We start from the raw sequence: 20,179 nt of genomic DNA, 5'->3' as shown, positions 1-20,179 counted from the left end.
CTGATCTGTGAAGATGAGCCAAAATCACTCCCTTAAGCAATCAGCCAATCTGGACCCATAGGTGCTGACGCGGAACAATGAGCGCACTTCCACAGTTGAGACGAGATTTTGAGGATTACGGCAACACCCAAAAAGCCGAATCACGAGCCTATTCTGAACTTCCAGAAACTGCCCGAATGTGGCTCAGCACAGCCCACGACCAAGAGCGAAGAAAGAGCGGTACATCCCGAGATCAAAAACTGCTCAATCGCCGGGTCTTTAACACACAGAACGAACATCGCTTGGAAAACAAGACCCCGCTTGATGATCTCAAGCCCACGCAAATGGTGAATGAGGAACAGGAGAGCGGAGATCAAACCGAAGGGCGTGGTTCATCCATGGTGGGGCAATTCCAACCCAAAGCCAATCTGCGTCCGCCAGAGCACATCGCAAGGCCTGTTGATCGCTCTTCATTCAGGTCTGCTTGGATGCGCGAACAATATGAAGCTGCGATGGCACAGGCAGCGCCAGAACAAGCGGGCACAACGCGAGATCACAATCAGAGCATCGAAGCTGGCCCGAGGCGAAGCGGTCCAACAACAAGTATTTGATGAGAACATAGCATACGAGAGCGTGAACAAAAAACGATGTAAATCAGAGTATTATAGGTTTTTGTTCCTATTTTGTTCTTTTTATGATATCGTCATCTCTTTTTTTGCCAACCCCAACACAGAAAGGAAAACACCATGGCAAACACACACCAAAACACCTCCGGTCAGGGCGGCGGCAATGCCCCCGTTGAGCGATTCAATGACGGAGCGGTCAAGGCCTCAATCTTCCGCAATGTCAGCAAGGAAGGTCGTGCCTTCTACAATGTTACGTTCGCGCGCATCTACACCGATCCGCAAACAAACGAAGTTCGTGAAACGCAGTCTTTCTCCGGCACCGATATATTGAAAGTGCGCCGTCTGGCCGATCAAGCCTATCACGCGGTAGATCGCCTGAGGAAACAGGAGCGCACGCAAGGCACCGAGCAAAATCAGGATTCAAATAGCAATCCGAGCCTGGCCGAACAGCGTGACATGCTGATGGAAGACAACGCGCAAGCAAGCTTGTCCTCGCAGCAAAATGCGCAGCATGGACAAGCCCAAGACCAGCCGGAACTCGAACAATAACCCTCAAGGTTATCCACGCTTTGGGCGCGCGGAAAACCAAGAAAACTTTGAATGGGGACAAGCGGTTTTGCTACGCTGACATCATACTAAACATGCAGCAAAAAAACCGCCCCTCACTCAAGGAAAGGAGAGCAGAGCCCATGGATTCAAGCTGAACATTTTAGACAAGAAAGACACCAAAGACATGACACAAAGGACGCCACCACAACACACAGCCATTACCAATTCATTCGCAACCGTAAGCGAAGCAAAAAAGATCAACGCAGCGTCTCCGACAGAAAAACCAAGCGTTGGATTTGATGCCGACTACTATCAAAGCTTTCTAGACGACTACGATATCCCTGACGCTCAAAAGCGCGAGCTCATTGAAGCCTTGTGGGCGATCATCGTGCAATTCATTGATCTGGGCTTTGGGGTTCACCCCATCGAGGCCGTTCAAACCCAGCACAATGCTGACGAGACGCTTCACGCCTTGAAGGCTGTTGCCCGCGATTTTGCATCGGAGGCCTTCGAGGAGGATGCAGCCCTTGATCCGGTGCTGATCGAAGAGCTCGTCATGGCCGATCACGCGGCCTCAACGCCTTCCCATACTCAAAACGATACGCAAACAGAAAGGAGCGAGACGTGAATTTCCAAAACAATGATATTGATTACAGCGACACCAGCGTGACCTATCACGCCGTCATTTATACCCGCGTCTCGGACCGCTCCCAGATGGTGGGCGCATCCGGCCTCGATAGCCAGGAAACCAGAGGCCGCGAATATGCGCGGCATTTGGGCATTCCGGTGGTCAAAGTCTTTTCTGATCAAGCGATCTCAGGAAAAATTCTCGACCGTCCCGATGTACAAGACGTGCTGCGCTTCCTAAAACGCGCGCCCAAGGATACGCGCTATGTGGTGATCATCGACGATATCAGCCGCTTGGCCCGGGACGTGCGGGTCTTCTTCGACTTGCGTGACGCAATCCACAAAACAGGCGCGCTGCTCGAAAGCCCCACCATGAAGTTCAAACACGCCCGCGATGCGGACGGGAACTTCTATGAAGGCATTCAAGCGCTCGGCGCGCAGCACTACCGTGAAAAAGTTGCTGAGACGACGCGCAACCGCTCTTGGGCACGGCTCATGAAGGGCTATTGGGTATTTCATGCGCCCATCGGCTACAAATACGTCCGAAGCAAAACAGAAGGCGGCATTCTGGTCCGTGACGAGCCTGTCGCCTCCATTGTGACCGAGGCACTAGAAGGTTATGCCTCAGGGCGCTTTGGCATTCAGGCGGAAGTGCAGCGCTTCTTGGAAGATCAGCCTGCCTTCACGCGGCGCAAGCCCAACGGCAAGATCAGACCGCAAGTGGTTTCGGATATGCTCAGCCAGCCGCTCTATGCAGGCTATCTCGAATCCGAAATCTGGAATGTGCCGTTTCGCAAAGCCCTGCACGAGCCGCTGATCTCACTGAAAACGTATGAGAAGATTAAAGCGCGGCGACAATCTGCGGCCTATGCGCCAGCTCGCAAAGACATCCGTCAGGATTTTCCGTTGCGTGGATTTGTGACGTGTGGGGATTGTGAGAAGCCTCTCACGTCCTGCTGGTCGAAATCAGGTACGGGTAAGCGCTACGCCTATTACCTGTGCCATAACAAGGCCTGTGGCAGCTATGGCAAGTCCATCAAGCGTGATCAGGTTGAAGATGATTTCAGGACACTCTTATCTTCTATACGCCCTGCCGCACCTGTGGTGCGCATGATCGCGGCCATGGTCAAACAGGCCTGGGCGAACCAGGACACCCGCATGGACGAGATGCGCGCTGAGCTGCGAAAACAGGTCGACTCCATCGAAAAACAGATCAACGGGCTGATGAATCGCCTTGTCGAGACCAGCAGCGACCTTACGGCAAACGCTTATGAGCGGAAGATCGAATCTCTTGAAAAAGAACGCCTGCAAGTCCAAGACAAATTGCAAAATGGCGCGAAACCTAAGACAACCCCACACCAGATTTTAGAACTCGCGCTCACTTTCCTCGCAAGCCCTTATAAAATATGGGAAAGTGGCAATCTAGCGCTGCAGAAACTCACCCTAAGATTGGCGTTTTGTGAAGGGTTGGCGTACAGCCGGAATGAGGGGTTTAGAACTCCAAAAACCACCTTACCTTTCAAGGTCTTAAGCGGTTTTGAACCTTCAAAGTGTAAAGTGGTGCCCAGAGCCGGAATCGAACCAGCGACACGCGGATTTTCAATCCGCTGCTCTACCAACTGAGCTATCTGGGCGTGCCTTGCAGACTGATCGGAGCAGGACCCCGTTCGTCGAAAGCCCGGTCCTTATAGAGGCTCGTTCAGACCTTGTCCAGCACCACGGCAAAGTTTTTTACCACCTTCGGGCCTGCCTTTTGGGGATAACTGAATTTCAAATCAAGCCTCTGTAAAACATACGCTTTTCCTCAAAGCAACAATGATTGCACAACATGCAGCGAAGCTATTGTTTCTCCCCTGCAACGATGCCTGCTGCTGACCAGTTTCCCTGGGTGGCATGAAAGTCGCCAATGACGCCCTGATGGTTGGAATTGGGCCCGGTTACGACAGATGTGTTGATATTGCCCGACAGGCCCCCTGTTCCAGAAAGCGTGCCTTCGAACAGGTTCCCGCTGGCAACACTGGTTTCGGACAACGTGGCACTCATTGTCCTACTATCAAAATTGCTGATTGTCGCAGTACCGGTCCGATAGGTGAAATCCAGCGACATATTGAAATCACCCGCAGCAAGATATTGCCTTGTGCCGTCCGCGACACTGCCCACAGCATGCCCGGCATAGGTTGCACTTCCGCTGGTCGGAAGGTCGATGGAATTGGTCACATCTCCTGCAACCCATGTGCCCATATGGAAGGTGTCGAACCTGTCACCGCCGGCAAGACTGGTGTCGCTTGCTTCCATCTTGCTGCCCCAATACCCCCATTCGAGAAAATCACAGGTGCATTTGGTCTTGTCGACAAACAGGGCATTGTCTGCCCCTTTCACAAGAGTGTTGGAGATCAAGTAGTTGTCCGGTGTCGTTCCAGCTTTCGGTGATACAAACACCTCGGAGTCAGTCAGGATTTGGTTGCCTGAACCACCGGAGGTTTCGATGGCCGCGAACGTATCAGCATCGACGTAAACGGACTGGCCGGAACCCGATTGCTCACCAAAAGCGAGTTGATACTGGTCGACCTCGTCATCCAGATTTGCGACGTCTTTTACGTGCAGTGTTGCATAGAGCGAACCGTTCTGACTTTCGAAGCTGATCTCGAAATCGCCCAGCGAATTGCTGGCAAATATGACGGGATCGACTCCTGCTGAGTAGTTTACATTGGACTCAAGTACGCCGGCTGCATACCCCTTCAGTGTCTTGCTGGTCCTGTCCAAGGTGGAAACATTCACTTCGCTCGACAATTCGGCCACGTGCATTGTGCCGCTCTGTTGATCCGTCGACTGAATCCCTGTGGGCACCTGAACATAGCCGTCGGTGTAAGTCCCATCCTCTTCCAGGTTTCCGGGACCGAGCACCAGATAGTCAGCATTGCTTCCGAAGATTGTGCCGCCAGTGCCACCTTCAATGCTTTCTACCGAGCCCCCATAAAGACCGGCGCTGTTGTCCGCATCGGTTCGATGCCCGCCGCGTCGTTCACCGCCCAGCACCAGGGTACCGCTTTCATTTTCAATATCGCCGAGACTCAGGGAAACGAAGGACTTTTGAGCGGTTGTCCCGCTGGAGATATACATAGACGCGGCCAGATACCTGGCACCTTCCAGAGTGTCCGACGCGCCTTCCAAAACCTTCAGACCACTGCTTTTCACCGAACTCAGGAAACTTGTTCCCAAATCTTCCGCAATGGATGGATTCAGAAACAGGGCAGCAGATGTTGCAGCCTGATTGTTTCCGAAATTGTCTTCCGAAGACAACTGAAAGGCGGTCAGGATATCTCCGTGAAGGGTGTAGGTTCTGAGCTTTTCAGCGTCGGAACCGTTGAAATTGTCGAAGTCGGTCGCCGACCCGTAAAGGCCATAGAAATAGTCGCTCCCACCGTAGTTGAACGTCGGATCCGAACCGGCTTCCGTTGCTACGAAATGGGCAAAAAAGCCGAAGCCGTCTCCTGTAATGCGCTGACCACGGGCATTTTGAACAATCGTACCTGAAAGGGACGGCGCGTCCGGAATATTGCTGGTACTGAAGTTTTCGATCACGTCGCCATTTGAGTTGACCGACTGCGTGTAAAACTCATTCACGCTTGTGTCAGGGTCGAAGACATAAATGGACGTTCCGTCGGCTGTTCCGGTCCAGAGCCTGTATGAATTTCCGCTGGTATCCGGGTCCTGCGTAAAGACAACAACCTCATCGAAACCACTTGTTCCACCCACAACCCCAAGCGTACCCGGTGCAAGATTGAGCGCTGCTGCGGTTCCGAACTTATTGCCGGCGCGCAGTATCCGCGCGCTGTCAGTGATTTCGGTGGTGCCAGTGCTTTCTTCCTGTTCGATGCTTTGGGTGTTCTGCGACTGCGACAGGATCTGTGTCTGGATCAATCCATTCACAGTTTGCTCTATTCCATTTCCAGTCGCCGAAGTCGGTTTCGGTCTGGGTGTTGTGGGTACATTCTGAAGACCGGAAATCACGCGGGATAGGCCAGACTGGACGATTTGACTTTCAGTTGGTGTATTCCTGGTACCCCCACGCTGACGACTGTTGGTCAAAGCCGTTTGCACGTTTCCAAAATCGGATTGTGTGCTGCGGCGGACCCGCGTGGACCCGCCGGCACCGACCTCCATGGAGTAACCGGCCTGGTGGATACGGGATCTTTGTCCGCTCGGAGACGTGAAGGTCAGATCCTTGCCAAAAAGCAGAGAAAAGACCGGTGGATTGCTGGCCAGATTGATGTTGGCGATACCGCCGCGGATGCCGATCGTCCCGACCGGAGTCTTTACCGTCACACCGCCGCGCTTCTTGCTGAGCTTGCCGCCGACAAAACGCGCAACGCCCTTGCCGAACGACGATACCAGTTTTCCGGTTCCCGCGTTCGGGTCATAGACAAATTCATCAATCACAAGATTGGAATTGGCACCAACCGTGAATGTCGACCCATCGACCAACAGAACCTGAACAAGCCCGGACCCGCTTGTTTCGATCTTTTCGTTGTAAATGACGTTGTCGCCGAGGACCTTGGTACTGCGTGCCCCGCCTGGTGGCGTACCGAAGGCATCTGAATTGACTGCGGCCGCAACACCGACCTCAGTCGCATGCGCAGACGAGGCCCCAATTCCGACGACGAGCAGCGCTGTAGCCAGACAAGTCAGGCGACCGGCGATCGAATTTGCTCCAAGCTTCAAGGATATGACCATAAGGCGTCTCTAGAAGGTCTTCGTCAGCGAAATCAACGCGGACGTGTTTGAATAGGTTGCAAGATCATAGTTGGAATGCTGGCGGCGGAATTCACCGGTAAAACCGATGGCAAAATCGTTGCGCAGCGGCACGGACAGGCCCGCCCTGAACCAGCCTTCCTGATCCTCCTGGGCCAAGACAGGGTCAACCAACGGGTCGGGTCCCTCGTAGGACCGATAGATATACCCTGCCTCCAGATCCAAAGACCAGGGTTGGCGCAACTTTTCGATAGGCGAAGCGAACTGGACAGTTGCACCAATACCGCCACCCACTTCCCAGCTTTGTGTCCATTCCTGTTTGGTCTCTTCGAAATCAGCCAACAGCAATGCCCTTACAGTGACTGCCGGTGACATCTGTCGGGACAAGGTTGCTGCCAGGCGCCAGAAAGAGCCATTCCGGTCCGAGACAGTCGGAAACTCAGCCGTGTCATTGTACCATCTGCGCCGCCATTCGGCCTTGGTGTCCAAAAGCATCACCGGGGTGATTTCAGAAACAATGCGCGCGCCGAACCCCAATGCGCCATTGTAGTTGGCATGGTTCAGACGAACGCCAGCCGCAACCGCATAGAGGCTCAGCCTGCTGTTGTCCCAGTCGATCCGCTCCAGATTGATGGATGGTCCAAGGGTCAGTTCGGCCAGAGCCGTATCGAGCCGGACGATATCAGCGTAACGGGCGCTGTAGAAAACCAGATCCGCCTCCAGAAGATCACCCTGTAGTCCAAGGTCGTAGGACCCTTGCACACGCCCAGCCAGGAAGGCGTTTGTGTCGGCCTGGCCAGTTGCTGTGTCGTCAAGAAGGAAAGTTCCCCCGTTCAAGTCGACACGGCGGCTGCCCGGTGCTGCATTGGCATTTGTCTGATAGCGAACACCGGTGACGACAGCCGCACGGAAATCGGCTGGGCCCTCCTGTTCAGAGATCGTCGTTAGATAGGCCTGGACGCGGGCTTCCACTTCAGCTGGAACATTTGGCGAATTCACCGCTTCCTGAAAGTAGAATTTCGCCGTTTCCCTTGATCCCAGGCGAAAATACAGCACTCCAAGCTCGAGCTGGACCCGAGGCAAACCCGGCGCATATATCAGCATGCGCTCAAGCGTGGAAATGGCCGCCTCATAGTCGCCAAGCAGTGAGGAAACCATTGCGTATTCGAAAGCTGTATCAAGATCGTCCGGAGTAGCCAGCATAACGTCAAGCAGCATTTGCTGGCGGGTGGCCAGTGCATCCGGTGTCTGGGCCTGGCCGTCCCCAACACCTGTTTGCGCGCGCACCGGGCCGGTTGCGAGTAAGACAAAAATCGCAAAGACAAGCGCTCCCAGAACGGGTGCGCAGAACTTTACGCAACTCGAGTGTCTTACGCTTACCAAAAACTCATCTCCTGCCAAAAACCAGCGGAGTACGCTCACCAAAAAAATTTAATAGTTCAGATCTGACCGCTTCGAAAACACATCGAAACGCGCTGATATACTAGAATTCCTTGGGGTTTTGGGCAATGACCGCAATGCAACACTGCGCGCTTTACGTAGCACAAAGAAAAAGCGCGCCGTTTCCGGCGCGCTCTATTCGTGATTCCGTAAGCCTTATTGCTCGGTAATACGCCCATCGGTGAAAGGTGTATATCCATTGCGTTCGGCAATGAAATCAGCAACCACGACTTCGAGCCCGGGCCCATAGTCATAAGCATTCATACCGTTTTCGGCGAACACTTTGTAGCCATCGCCGCCACCGCGCATATAGTTATTGGAAACAACGCCATAGACCTTTTCAAGGTCGATCGGTGCCCAGGCGCCATCTTCCATGACTTCCACAACAAGAATGCGGCCCTCACCCGGTGCTTTCTTGCGCGTCCAGGAGTATTTCAGGCCGGCGACCTGCGGGAAACGGCCCTTTCCGTCTTCAACTTGGGACACACCGTTCTCGAGCGCTGCAATAACGTCAGCCCCTTTCAACTGGAATGTTGCAAGCGTGTTCTGGAATGGCAAAACGGTTAGAACTTCGCCCATGGTCACTTCACCACCGTCGATTGACGCGCGAAGCCCACCGCCATTCTGGATAGCGATCTGAACGCCCTGGTCCTTCACCCTGTCCAGCATTGCATCGGCGACCAGGTTGCCCATCTGACACTCGCCGGACCGGCAGGAACCGCGATCGCCGTCAATAGGCGCATCGGTAGCACCAATCACCTTGGCCTTCAGTTCTTCAATCGGTGCTGCAAATTCTGCTACCCTGGCCAGGAAAGCTTCATCCGGCTCGACAGAGGCATCCAGCAGAATAGGTTCGCCTTCCGCCTTGATGAGATTGCCGTCGTCATCCCAGGTCAGATCGATCTCGCCAAGGAATTTGCCATAGGCATAGGCCTGGACAATCGGCACATCCTTCCCGTCCGGGTTCTGGACGATGACCGGGTAAGGGCCTGCGGCACCTTCCTGGGTGTTCGAAAGAAGCGTGTGGGAATGACCGCCAACAATGAGGTCGATCCCCGGCACGGCTGCGGCAATCTCCATGTCGCGTGGCAGACCCATATGGGTTACAGCAATGATCTTGTTGACGCCGGCAGCTTCAAGACCTTCGACAGCACCTTTCAGGTAGTCTTCGGCCTGAATGAAACGCACACCCGCTCCAGGTGACGACGTATCGACTGTGTCTTCGGCGAGTGCCGAAACGATGCCGACTTTCTCACCGCCCTTTTCGACGATCAGGACGCCAGGCACCTTACCTTTGAGTGCAGCATCCGCAGTCACATCGATATTGCCCGACAGGATCGGAAACTCGGCCTTGTCGATGAAGTTGGCCAGGGCTTCAGGACCATCGTCGAACTCGTGGTTGCCCACTGCCATCACATCGATGTCCATACCGTTCAGAAACTCAACGGCAGCCTCGCCCTTGTAGGTCGTGTAGAACAAGGACCCTTGAAACTGATCGCCTGCATCGACGACAAGAACGTTCTTGCCTTCGCTATCCAATGCGGCACGGCGTTCGTCGAGTTTCGATTTGATGCGGGCGATGCCGCCGAAACACTTTCCTTCCGTCTCGGATTCAGCGTCACAAGTGGAATCGTATTTGTTGATGGACTCGATGCGCGAATGCAAATCATTCAAATGCAAAACCGTAAGTGAATATTCGGCATAAGCCGCTGTCGACAGCGCAGTCGTAAGTGACAGCACCGCAGCGCTCAGGATTGTTCTTTTCATTGGACCCTCGCCCTTTGGATTGGTTGTCGTGCAGGAGCCGATCTCTCAAGTCGTCTCCCTCACCTCCCGGTATCGTTTCCCGATGCCGTGGCCAGGCACGCCCCGAACTCTTTCTCACAAGGGTGCCGCAACCGGCGACGAGTCGACCGGGTTAGTCGGTGTAGACGGATCTTGGTGCAGTTTTGTGACGTCTGCAAGTGACATCGTATGCGCAAGAAGCAAGAAATTTAGCCGAATAAATACCAATTCGCAGGGACGCCTGCCTAATCTCCGGGCAGGTCGCTCTCGTCGATATCGTCGGTCTCGACAACGGGAATTGTATAGCCTTCCGTGAACCAGCGATTGAGATCAATCTTGGCACACCGATCTGAGCAAAATGGATAGTTGCCCAAGGTCGATAATTTCGAGCAAATCGGACAAGGGCGCATTCGCCGTTCAGGTTTCTGGCTGTCGGTCATGATACCTCCGTTTGCCTCTTTACCCGCACCCTCAGAAACATGCTCACGCCGCGGCTGTGGCCCAGCCCTGATGAACAGGGTAGCCGGCAGCGCTTAGAAGCCCGGCCGTTTCCACAAGTGGAAGACCCACGACTGCCGGGTAAGAGCCGACCAGTTTGACAACAAAACTGCCCGCCAGCCCCTGGATGGCATACCCACCAGCCTTGCCTCGCCATTCGCCGGATGAAAGGTATTCGTCCATATCCTTTCGGGACAGACGCTTGAACCGAACACGCGTCTCAACCAGCTTGGAGCGCACCTTGCCTGTGGTTTCAGCCACGGCGACAGCCGTGAATACCCGATGGCCGCGGCCTGAGAGGAGTGACAGGCACATGAGCGCCTGGTCAGTCAGTTCAGCTTTTGGCAGCGCACGGCGCCCTACAGCAACAACTGTGTCGGCCGCCAGAACAACGCTGTCCCGCAGTTCATCCGACGCATCTGCGGTCTGCCGGACGGTTTCTGCCTTAGCCCGAGCCAGGCGCAATGCAAGACTGCGCGGCGTTTCGTGCTTTTTCGGCGTCTCGTCGATGTCGGCTGGCAGAAGATGATCCGGTTCCAAACCGATCTGCTGCAGAAGCGCGAGACGGCGCGGCGAAGCGGAGGCCAGGATCAACTGAGGGGCAGTGTTCATGAATGCATGTGCCTGATAGCCGGTGTTACCTTCAAACAACCACTTACTTGAAGCGGTAGGTGATCCGCCCCTTGGTGAGATCATAAGGGGTCATTTCGACAAGAACCTTGTCGCCTGCAAGAACGCGAATGCGGTTCTTGCGCATACGCCCGGCAGTGTGGGCGATAATTTCGTGATCATTTTCAAGTTTTACGCGGAACGTCGCATTCGGCAACAGTTCTGTTACGACGCCCGGAAACTCCAGAGCTTCTTCTTTGGCCATTTGATATCCTGAATGAAGCGGGCCCAGCCCGCGGGTGCGGGGGAAACTAACGGATTAGTCCCAGAAAGTGAACCTTTCTTTCCACCCTAATTGAAGAAAGCTTCACCACGGCGCAATCAAGCTGTTCAAATCTTCATCTGGACAAGCTGAAGCAACGGCTCCGAGACAAATTCGCGGAACCTGGGTCCAACCTTTTCCTGAAATTTTGTAGACCATTTCGGCCTGGTGATCACTGCGCAATGCCAAGAACATGGTACATGTCGCGGTGAATAAACCAGACACCCTCAACTTTTTTCCAGACATGCATCGATCTTCCGGAAATTGTCTTGGCACCCAGCTTGACCTTTGTTTCCGCAACTTCGACCGCAGTGTCCGGTCCTGTCTGATCGATTTCCAATATGTTGTATTCCAGATCGGACACGCCGTTGTTGAAGGCCTTGGCAAAATGCGCCGCGATGGACGGGCGTCCGACAAGCGCCCGGCTCCGGGGCGGTAACAAGGCTGCCTTTTCGGTATAGTAGGCTGAGATCGCCTCTGCGTCCTTTGCGTTGTAAGCAGCGATATAGGTGTTCAGCCGGGCGAGGATCGGGTTGTCCTGCGCCAACGCGCTTCCACCCATAAAAAACGCGATCCAGACAAAAGCAACCAGACGAACAATCATCATTGATCCTCCCCGGAACGTATTTTGGCGCTGTTCGACTTTCCAAGGTTGAAGCACAGCGCGTTACGGGAACCGCTTGTCAATCGCCCGGTGGTGGTGCCCAGTCGAGCCTCTTCTTGATGCGCATGCTCAATTGGTCCCGCACCGCCCGGTATTCGTTCAAGATCTGCTCTCGGCTACCGGTCGCCACCGTAGGGTCCATTGTCGGCCAATATTCGACTTCGACTGCATCCGTACGGGTCAATTCAAGCGCCTTGTGGTGCGCTTCAGGAGCGAGCGTCAAAACAAGATCGAAGCCGGATTCGTCCAAATCATCGAAGGTTTTTGGCTGATGCTGGCTCATGTCTATCCCGATTTCTGCCATCACCGCATCAACGAAGGGATCGACCTTGCCTGGGCGCACACCTGCGGAACGCACATAAATCTGGTTCGGAAACAATTGCTTTGCCAGCGCTTCTGCCATCGGGGACCGAACGGCATTCATGCTGCAAGCAAAGAGCACCGCAGTCGGACGCAGGCCAGGCACTGTCATCGCGCCTAGAGCGCAAGACGGCAAATATGAACCAATTGATTTGCCTGCCGGCAGCGGCAAAAACAGCTTTCGAACACCACGCACCCGTTGCCTGCACCATACGGCGCTGCGCAATGCGCTATTCCAAATGAACTGCCTACCGCCATCAATTGGTTCATATTTGTCGCCTTACACACTATCCCTTCCAATGCAGAGCGTAGACGAGTGTGAACAGTCGTCTTGCTGTTTGCGTATCCAATTCGATCTTGCCGTGCAGACGTTCCATCAATATGGCAGAACCCTCGTTGTGGACCCCTCGGCGCCCCATATCGATGGCCTCAATCTGGCTGGGCGTCGCATGGCGGATCGCTTCGTAATAACTTTGGCAAATCAGATCGTAGTCCTTAACGATCTTGCGCAAGGGCGAAAGCGACAAAACGTGGGTGACGACAGCCTGTTCCTCTTCGGTGGTGACTTGAAAGACAAGCTTCTTTTCGACCACACCGAGCTTCAGGACATATTTGACCGGTGGGTGGCCAACCGGCTGGAAGGAGTTTTCTTCAATCAGGTCGTAGATCGCAACAGCGCGATCATGTTCGACTTCCGGCGTTGACCGGGCAATAGAGGCTTCATCCAGGACCACATCCACAAGCCTGCCACCGGCAGTCTTGTGATCGGTCTCGGATTGCAGGTCGCTCATCTTCGAAAGGCCTCTTTCGACTCCGGTTAAAGGTTCAGCCTGATGGAAACAGAGCGGGCGTGCGCCGACAACCCCTCAGATTCACCAAGTGCGATGGCTGCCGGACCGAGTGCCCGCAAATTGTCCGGATTACACTTCAGGATCGAGGTTCGCTTCACGAATTCCAGAACCGACAAACCTGAGGAAAAGCGCGCGGATCGTGCAGTCGGCAAAACGTGGTTTGATCCACCGACATAATCCCCGATCGCTTCGGGTGTATAATGGCCGAGAAAAACAGCGCCGGCGTTGCGTACTTTTTTCAGCAGCGCTTCCGGATCGCTGACGGCAAGCTCCAGATGCTCAGGTGCGATCCGGTTTGCCAATGGCATGGCAGCATCGAGATCCGGCACAAGGATTATGGCCCCGAAATCCTGCCAGCTTGCACGCGCCACGTCTTCGCGCGGCAGAGTTTTCAATTGCGCCTCGACAACCTTTTCGACTTCATCCGCAAGACCGGCGCTATCTGTGATCAAAAGCGACTGCGCCGCGGTGTCGTGTTCAGCTTGGGCAAGCAAATCCGCCGCCAGCCAGTCGGCATTATTTCCCTCATCCGCAACGATCAGGACTTCCGAAGGACCGGCTATCATATCGATGCCAACCGTTCCGAACACTCGTCGCTTTGCCGCCGCGACAAAGGCATTGCCTGGACCAACGATCTTTGCAACCGGCTCGATCGTTTCCGTACCATATGCCAGAGCCGCGACCGCCTGTGCACCGCCGATTCGATAGATTTCGCTTACACCGGCAACTTTGGCAGCAGCCAGAACCAGCGGATTGAGAATGCCGTCCGGGCTTGGCACTACCATGACAATGCGGTCTACACCGGCAACTTTGGCCGGAACGACATTCATCAGAACTGAGCTCGGATAACTGGCAAGGCCACCGGGCACATAGACGCCCACAGCTTCAATGGCTGTCCAGAGCGAACCCAGCTCCACACCAATAGCATCGGTATAGCGGTCGTCTTGCGGCATTTGGCGTGCGTGGTGGGCGTAAATGCGGTCATAGGCCAGTTGAAGTGCGTCCAGCGTTTCACCTGGAACTTCGGCTATTGCGGCGTCAATTTCCGCTTCACTGACCGTAAGCTCGGCCATGGCTCCAGCGTCGAGACGGTCGAACTTTCTGGTATAGTCCAGCACTGCCTTGTCGCCGTTCCGACGGACATTTTCCAGAATATCCCGGACAATATGGTCGACATCCTCTGACACTTCACGCTTTCCAGCCAGAAGAGCCCTGAAGGCATCGTCAAATTCGGTGTCGGCAGTTGAGAGGCGCAAAACCACGCAGTATCTCCATCAGGTCCGGGTAAAATATAATTTCTGTCTATCAGGCCCGTCAGCTCAGATCGTGCTGTGGCAGGTTCGGCGTCGACCAGGCAGCGCCAAGATCGGACAGCTGAGCTTCGATGCACTCCACATCCAGGACGAGGCTAGCACCACCGGCGAATGCCAGTTGGATACGGCCAGACGGCTCTTCGCCGGCCTCAAACGTCACCGCAAGCAATTCCATCACGGCGCCCTTGGCGTCCTGGTGGATGTTTTGCGCTTTCATGGCCGTGACCTGTGCAATGGCCAGCGCCGAGCGGCGGCGCTCATGCTCCTTGGAGCGTTTGTCCGCCTCCTTGTCCCAAACAAACCTGTTCAGGATAAAGACAGCCTTCTTTTCCTTGGGCAGAAAACGGATGTCGGCAACTGTCAGGATGGCATCCTGCAAATGGGCCGAAAGAACCTCAAGGTCTTCCTGGTCGAGTGCGGCAAGTTTCAGCTGATCCATAATGCTCGGTTTCTGATCCAGTCGAGTGTGTGTTTTGGCTTCCCGCATATAAGGCGGACCGGCCCTGATCCCAAGGCTGTTGACCTAATGGGGAATGAGGGATTTGGCAATGTTGAATCCAATTTGCGGCGAGCAAGGTAAACTTTACGGACCATCATCCACACGATCGCGCAGGTCGTCCTTGACTTCATCCAATGTCGCGATCCGCTTGAACACGCGCCTGCCGAGCCAGAGACCGAACACCAACAGAAATAGCCCGAGCGATGCACCATAGGGCGGCGCAACCAACACGACCGCGAACAATCCGGCCATGGCGAAAGCCACCTGTATGAGAAACCGGATTGTCTGCGCTCCCATCCGCCAATGTCTCCCTGGTTCCCAATCGACAAAAGATGCAATCAACGACCACTCTCGCCGATCCCTTGCAATCAGGGCAAGCATTTCGGAAAGTGCCTCGATCTGATGCCCGCCTGTGGGACTGCGAGAACAATGATGCTGAAACGACTGACCTTTTTTGTTGCCCTGACCCTCTGGCCCCTTCAGTCCTTTGTCCAGGCTCAGGACATCGCAGAAAGAGCATTGGGCGAGACGATCTATGTTCCGGCCTATTCCCGGATTTTTTCCTATCCCAACCGTTCCGATCTCCTGGCGTCCACACTTGCCGTCCACAATGTAGATCCGAAGACATCCATCACGTTGCAGAATGTCAGCTATCATGGAGAAGGCGGCGAGCTGATCCGGACCCTGCTGGAGGAACCATTTGTGCTTGCGCCGCTGCAATCCAAAACCGTGCTCATCCCGATCAATGATACATCCGGTGGTGTCGGCGCGAACTTCTTGCTCACATGGACTTCGGACGAGGCCGCGCTCAGCCCGATCGCAGAGGCAATCATGACCAGCGGCATCGGAGGGCCCGGGCCCTCGTTCACCTCACGCGGCCGCGTCATTGAGCGGCGTACCGCCAAAGACTAAGGCCGTCTCCTAACCGGAAATCCGCTCGATTTTCGCCCCGCATCGCGTCAGCTTGTCTTCGAGCCGCTCAAAACCACGATCAAGGTGGTAGACACGGCTGACGGTGGTTTCGCCTTCTGCGGCCAGGCCCGCAATCACCAGCGACACCGACGCACGCAGATCCGTCGCCATCACCGGAGCCCCGCGCAGCGTCGAAACGCCTTCGATTGTTGCCGTGCGTCCATCAACCTGGATCTGGGCGCCGAGACGAGCCAGTTCCTGCACGTGCATGAAGCGATTTTCAAATATGGTTTCCGTAATACGGCTCGAACCGCCAGCGCGCGTCATCAGCGCCATGAACTGAGCCTGCAAGTCTGTCGGAAAGCCCGGAAAGGGTTCGGTTGTGATGTCGACGGGCTGAATGCCGTTGCCATTGCGATAGACCTTGATGCCATCCGGGGTCTGTTCAATGTCCGCTCCGGACTGGCGCAGCGTTTCGAGCGCGCTTTCCAGCAAGTCAGTCCGGGCCCCTTGCAGCAGCACATCGCCGCCCGTCATGGCAACTGCCATGGCATAGGTTCCGGTCTCGATCCGGTCGGGAACGACCGAATGATGAGCACCATGCAGGCGCGGCACGCCCTGGATGTGGATGGTTGAAGTTCCCTCGCCTTCGATCCTGGCACCCATCGCCTTCAGGCACTTGGCAAGATCAACCACTTCCGGCTCACGGGCGGCGTTGACGATTTCAGTCTCACCCTTTGCAAGGGTTGCCGCCATCATGATCGTATGTGTGGCTCCGACCGAGACCTTGGGAAAATCCACGCGTGCGCCCTTGAGGCCACCCGGCGCCTTGACCACGACGTAGCCGCCTTCAATTTCGATATCCGCTCCGAGCGCGCTGAGCCCGTCAATGAAGAAATCCACCGGCCTTGTTCCGATCGCGCAACCGCCCGGCAGCGACACCCGTGCCTCGCGGCAGCGGGCTACCAAGGGCCCGATCACCCAGAAACTGGCACGCATTTTTGAGACAAGCTCATAGGGCGCGGTCGTATCGACGATCTCGCGGGCGGTCAGGTTCAACGTCTGGCCGGCAAGGTCGTCCTGGCCACTGCGTTTGCCGTTGACGGAATAATCGACACCGTGATTGGACAGAATTTGCATCAACTGCGCCACATCACGTAGACGGGGCACATTGTTCAAGGTCAGCGTTTCGTCTGTCAGCAGTGACGCAATCATCAACGGCAGTGTGGCGTTCTTGGCTCCGGAAATCGGAATGATACCCTTCAGCTCCGAACCGCCGACGACCTTGATACTGTCCATTTGTTTCCGAACCCTCGTATAACGAAAAACGGCCGCAATTTGCGCTCCTGCTACAAATGCATTGGCGCACCGGCAAACTCACATCCAAACCGCCATCTATACACAACTTATGGCCCATGCAAGGCAACGGCCTGTGTTTGATCGGGCAATTTCGGGCAAGCAGAAAGATCTCAGGCGGTCGTCTTTTTGCCGGTCAGGTGTCCTTGCGGGATTTGGCAGCGCTCTTGCGCCTGCGCAGATTGGCCCTCAGAGCTTCAGCAAGACGGTCTTCCCGGGCCTTTGCCGCCCCGGTCTGACCGCTTTTGCCCTTCTCATCGGATGAGCCTACCCGGTCGGTCGTAACACCTTCACCTTGCTGGTCTTTTTTGTTCATGAAAGAAGTCTGCCTGCGTATTTCAATAGCCACACCTATTAACAACAGCCGGTCTATCTGCAAAGATCGGCCGGCGTTTGAGGGCAACAAATCATCCCTTCTTGCCGTGCCTCACACCTCAAAAGCCGAAACCTGCTTCCAGCCTATGTGCACACAATAATCGCCTGCGCACCATTGATGAATATCCACAACCGTTTGGCATGATCAAAAGCCGCCATTCCATCGCCATTTAAGCGCTGCAACTGCGTGGTTCGGCACCGCTGGTAAAGTCGCGGAAAAAAAACCAAAACACAGCTTGCGTCCCTGATACTCTTATGGCAAAAGCGCCCTCATTCCGGTCGGCACCGCTGATCGGCAACAAAAACTGCGTCTTTTCTCATGCGGATCTTTCCAAGATCTTCCAGACGCAGCGCCCGTCCAGATTGACGCGCACACGCTGCCGTAGCTCAGGGGTAGAGCACTCCCTTGGTAAGGGAGAGGTCGAGAGTTCAAATCTCTCCGGCAGCACCATTTTACAATCGAACATGCTTTTGCTCCCTAAGAGATTGAACGGTAACGATTTTTTGACGTTCAAACTGCCGTCTTTTCGATAGTAGCGGGGACGCTCCAAAAACGCCAATCTGAGCAAGATTCGACGGAGCTTAAAGTCCCCTGAACACCATATTTTCCAAGGGTTTGTCAGAAATAGCATCGAGAGTTCAAACATCTGCTCAAAGGTGTACTGCGGTTGGCCCGTTTTTTGAGCCTTTTCACGTAAAATGATCTTCTGATCTTCCAATTTTCCGATCTTGTTTTCGTATGCCTGGATCACCCGTGGGTTCGTCGTATCGACGATCCGCTCAAGCAGCTCATCAATCTGCCTGTCGAGAATTTTCAGCTCTTGCCGAACATAATCTATCGCTTGCTGACAATGCGCCGACCGCTGATCCCAAGCATCCCGGAACATCGCCGTTGCCAGCTCCACCATGCCGGGCGCAGGCGTGAGGTTGCGGACAACCTCTCCGAAGTCCTCTTCTATCTGGTCGCGCTTAATCGATTTTCCAAAGCTGGAACAAGGCTTATGATGACAGCGATAATAGGCGTGCTGTTTACCGGTCGAACTCTTCGACCAGCAAGACGTCAATGGGTGACCGCACTCCCCGCACGCCGCAAACCCTCGCAACACAAAATCGGTATCGATGTCTTTGCGCGCAGGTGCCAGTGCGCCGTCTTCAAGCCGCTTCAGAATCTTCTGATGGGTCGCAAAGTCAATCAGACCTTCGTGATGCCCTATACGAAGCGAAACACCCCATTTCTTGCATTCCACATATCCTGCATAGACAGACTTCTTCAAAAGCCGCGTCACCGTCATCGGGCGCAGCTTACCGTTTGGCATGTCCTTGGGATACTCAGGCTTGCTCTCTAAGAAGCGTTGCACCTCGACTTGGGTTTGAAAGTAACCCGTCGCAAAACCCTTGAGAGCATGTTTGACGATAGAAGCCAGCGGCTCGATTGGAACAAGCTCTTTCCCTCCCCGTTTTGAAGGCGCAAACTTGTATCCGACCGGAGCACGGAAAACCCACATGCCTTGCTCGACACGCGCCTTCATTTTTTGGACTACCTGACGTCCGTTCTGCTCACGCTCCAACTGCCCTTGAGCGGCAAGCATCGTCTCAATGAAGCGCCCTTCAGGGGTGTCCTCAAAATTAAAGTTCAAGCATTCGCGGGTTGCGCCGCGTTCCGCCATAATGCGGCGGAGCTTCAGGTGGAATTCTGTGTCTCTCGCATAGCGTTTCAAATCGTCGAAGATCACCACATAGCTTTCGTGCGGCTTGGCGTCCAAATAGGACAGGAGCGCAACCATCCCCGGACGGTTCATGAAATCGCCACCACCTGAAACGTCATCAGGGAAGACCGCATCGACGGTGTAGCCGCGTTGTTCCGCATAATCGCGGCAGCGATGCTCTTGCGATTCCAGACCTCCGCCGTCAATGGTCTGCTTCTTTGACGACACGCGGCAATAAATGACCGCGCGTTTTAGCTTTGTGGTTTCACCTTCATTCATGACTCCTCCTTTTCTGCCGAATCTTGCGCAGCAATATCGGCAGGGTTTTCGTTTTGATTGTTCGGATTATCCTCGATGAAGGATAGCAGATCAGCGTTCAAATGCGGAGTATTTCCGCTGTTTTGCTCACAGGCTTGCTGAACGGGATGCAGGTCAAATCCAAGATCAACACATGAGACGACGATGTTCCAAAGCGTCTCAATCAATTCCCGTTTTTGGTTCTCTGAAAGATCGCTACCATCCAGATAGGATGCATAGCACTCCCAATCGATAGTCAGACTGGGCGGCTGCAAGCCGGAATGGGTTTCGGTGGGCTTATCAGCCATGTTTTTGTCCTTTCTCCCGTACCGCAACCAAGCGGCGGGGTTACTTCAATTCTCCTTGTCTTGCTCATGCGATCACCATGATCGCACAAGAACATATAAGGAACATAGTAAGACATTATTCCTATTTCGCCAAGAAGAATCGCTGTAATTTTCTTGCGTTTTTGATGCGATCATCTTCGATGATCAGGCATGCAAGCGCAGCGGTGACGTCTGGGGTAAAAGGGGTAAGCATGGCAAAGAACGTTTCCGAAGAGACCCAGGCAGAACAAAGAGTACTAAACCACTACCGGCTGATGCCGGTAGGATTATCGATGTGCTTCTCAAGGTACTGAAGTACGACATCTTCAGTGA

At 54.5% G+C, this 20,179-nt stretch carries 19 protein-coding genes, 2 tRNA genes and 2 pseudogenes; 6 read left to right on the top strand and 17 right to left on the bottom strand.

Translation table 11 applies throughout. From position 1 onward, the window contains the following. Positions 1 to 77 precede the first annotated feature (77 nt). The 4 genes and pseudogenes from Q0835_RS28170 to Q0835_RS28155 form a co-directional block, all read left to right on the top strand. Positions 78 to 590 carry a hypothetical protein gene (locus tag Q0835_RS28170; RefSeq protein ID WP_298966576.1) on the top strand — a complete coding sequence of 171 codons (513 nt, stop codon included), beginning with the start codon at positions 78 to 80 and terminating at the stop codon, positions 588 to 590. 135 nt (positions 591 to 725) lie between these two features. Then, complete coding sequence (locus tag Q0835_RS28165; protein WP_298966573.1) at positions 726 to 1,154, top strand: hypothetical protein; 429 nt, start codon at positions 726 to 728, stop codon at positions 1,152 to 1,154. A 184-nt stretch (positions 1,155 to 1,338) separates the two neighbouring features. Next, the gene (locus Q0835_RS28160; protein WP_298966571.1) at positions 1,339 to 1,782 is read left to right on the top strand and encodes a hypothetical protein; all 444 of its coding nucleotides are present in this window, start codon (positions 1,339 to 1,341) and stop codon (positions 1,780 to 1,782) included. A gap of 86 nt (positions 1,783 to 1,868) precedes the next feature. Next, positions 1,869 to 2,831: pseudogene (locus Q0835_RS28155) on the top strand (recombinase family protein); the annotation flags it as partial. Between the two features lie 508 nt (positions 2,832 to 3,339). Here Q0835_RS28155 and Q0835_RS28150 read toward each other — a convergent pair. The 13 genes from Q0835_RS28150 to Q0835_RS28090 all read right to left on the bottom strand — a co-directional run bounded on the left by Q0835_RS28150 (position 3,340) and on the right by Q0835_RS28090 (position 15,171). Next, positions 3,340 to 3,415, bottom strand: a tRNA-Phe gene (locus Q0835_RS28150). A gap of 205 nt (positions 3,416 to 3,620) precedes the next feature. Continuing rightward, the gene (locus Q0835_RS28145) at positions 3,621 to 6,515 is read right to left on the bottom strand and encodes a FecR domain-containing protein (RefSeq protein ID WP_298966569.1); all 2,895 of its coding nucleotides are present in this window, start codon (positions 6,513 to 6,515) and stop codon (positions 3,621 to 3,623) included. Between the two features lie 9 nt (positions 6,516 to 6,524). Next, entirely contained in the window at positions 6,525 to 7,916 is a 1,392-nt protein-coding gene (locus tag Q0835_RS28140; protein ID WP_298966568.1) for a hypothetical protein, read from the bottom strand. Positions 7,917 to 8,129: 213 nt separating this feature from the next. Next, positions 8,130 to 9,740, bottom strand: coding sequence for a bifunctional metallophosphatase/5'-nucleotidase (locus Q0835_RS28135; RefSeq protein ID WP_298822697.1), 1,611 nt, complete (start codon positions 9,738 to 9,740; stop codon positions 8,130 to 8,132). Between the two features lie 263 nt (positions 9,741 to 10,003). Next, positions 10,004 to 10,198, bottom strand: coding sequence for a DNA gyrase inhibitor YacG (gene yacG / locus Q0835_RS28130; protein WP_298822698.1), 195 nt, complete (start codon positions 10,196 to 10,198; stop codon positions 10,004 to 10,006). Positions 10,199 to 10,241: 43 nt separating this feature from the next. Continuing rightward, positions 10,242 to 10,868, bottom strand: coding sequence for a Maf-like protein (locus Q0835_RS28125; RefSeq protein ID WP_298822699.1), 627 nt, complete (start codon positions 10,866 to 10,868; stop codon positions 10,242 to 10,244). 43 nt (positions 10,869 to 10,911) lie between these two features. Next, a complete protein-coding gene (gene infA, locus Q0835_RS28120) occupies positions 10,912 to 11,130 on the bottom strand; it encodes a translation initiation factor IF-1 (RefSeq protein ID WP_006939340.1) in 219 nt (72 codons plus the stop codon). Positions 11,131 to 11,359: 229 nt separating this feature from the next. Beyond that, positions 11,360 to 11,794: an SgcJ/EcaC family oxidoreductase gene (locus Q0835_RS28115; protein ID WP_298822700.1), complete on the bottom strand. Its 435-nt coding sequence runs from the start codon at positions 11,792 to 11,794 to the stop codon at positions 11,360 to 11,362. Positions 11,795 to 11,870: 76 nt separating this feature from the next. Beyond that, complete coding sequence (locus Q0835_RS28110) at positions 11,871 to 12,323, bottom strand: arsenate reductase ArsC (protein ID WP_298966566.1); 453 nt, start codon at positions 12,321 to 12,323, stop codon at positions 11,871 to 11,873. A gap of 175 nt (positions 12,324 to 12,498) precedes the next feature. Next, positions 12,499 to 13,002 (bottom strand): UPF0262 family protein, encoded by a 504-nt coding sequence (locus Q0835_RS28105; protein WP_298966563.1) that lies wholly within the window; start codon positions 13,000 to 13,002, stop codon positions 12,499 to 12,501. Between the two features lie 26 nt (positions 13,003 to 13,028). Next, positions 13,029 to 14,324: a histidinol dehydrogenase gene (gene hisD, locus Q0835_RS28100; protein ID WP_298966561.1), complete on the bottom strand. Its 1,296-nt coding sequence runs from the start codon at positions 14,322 to 14,324 to the stop codon at positions 13,029 to 13,031. Positions 14,325 to 14,376: 52 nt separating this feature from the next. Next, positions 14,377 to 14,814 (bottom strand): DUF2948 family protein, encoded by a 438-nt coding sequence (locus tag Q0835_RS28095; RefSeq protein ID WP_298966559.1) that lies wholly within the window; start codon positions 14,812 to 14,814, stop codon positions 14,377 to 14,379. Between the two features lie 144 nt (positions 14,815 to 14,958). Beyond that, positions 14,959 to 15,171, bottom strand: coding sequence for a hypothetical protein (locus tag Q0835_RS28090; RefSeq protein WP_298822704.1), 213 nt, complete (start codon positions 15,169 to 15,171; stop codon positions 14,959 to 14,961). A 132-nt stretch (positions 15,172 to 15,303) separates the two neighbouring features. Here Q0835_RS28090 and Q0835_RS28085 point away from each other — a divergent pair, with 132 nt between their 5' ends. Then, on the top strand, positions 15,304 to 15,786 hold the full coding sequence (locus Q0835_RS28085; protein ID WP_298966556.1) for a DUF3124 domain-containing protein: 483 nt from the start codon (positions 15,304 to 15,306) through the stop codon (positions 15,784 to 15,786). A gap of 9 nt (positions 15,787 to 15,795) precedes the next feature. Here Q0835_RS28085 and murA read toward each other — a convergent pair whose 3' ends face one another. Both murA and Q0835_RS28075 read right to left on the bottom strand, forming a co-directional pair. Then, complete coding sequence (gene murA, locus Q0835_RS28080) at positions 15,796 to 17,085, bottom strand: UDP-N-acetylglucosamine 1-carboxyvinyltransferase (RefSeq protein WP_298966553.1); 1,290 nt, start codon at positions 17,083 to 17,085, stop codon at positions 15,796 to 15,798. Between the two features lie 193 nt (positions 17,086 to 17,278). Next, entirely contained in the window at positions 17,279 to 17,458 is a 180-nt protein-coding gene (locus Q0835_RS28075; RefSeq protein WP_298822707.1) for a hypothetical protein, read from the bottom strand. A gap of 435 nt (positions 17,459 to 17,893) precedes the next feature. Between Q0835_RS28075 and Q0835_RS28070 the strand changes: the two genes are divergently transcribed. Then, positions 17,894 to 17,968 (top strand) — tRNA-Thr (locus tag Q0835_RS28070). Positions 17,969 to 18,461: 493 nt separating this feature from the next. Here the strand turns inward: Q0835_RS28070 and Q0835_RS30425 are convergent. Together Q0835_RS30425 and Q0835_RS28065 are read right to left on the bottom strand one after the other, a co-directional pair. After that, positions 18,462 to 19,502 (bottom strand): annotated as a pseudogene (locus tag Q0835_RS30425) (recombinase family protein); the annotation flags it as partial. Continuing rightward, positions 19,499 to 19,828: a hypothetical protein gene (locus Q0835_RS28065; protein WP_298966551.1), complete on the bottom strand. Its 330-nt coding sequence runs from the start codon at positions 19,826 to 19,828 to the stop codon at positions 19,499 to 19,501. The gene Q0835_RS28065 and the pseudogene Q0835_RS30425, both read right to left, overlap by 4 nt. Positions 19,829 to 20,179: the final 351 nt, after the last annotated feature.

The organism is uncultured Roseibium sp. (genome assembly GCF_947499295.1).
GTDB lineage: Bacteria > Pseudomonadota > Alphaproteobacteria > Rhizobiales > Stappiaceae > Roseibium.
The sequence above is the reverse complement of the archived record's forward strand: the minus strand, read 5'-3'. Positions and strand labels throughout refer to the sequence as shown.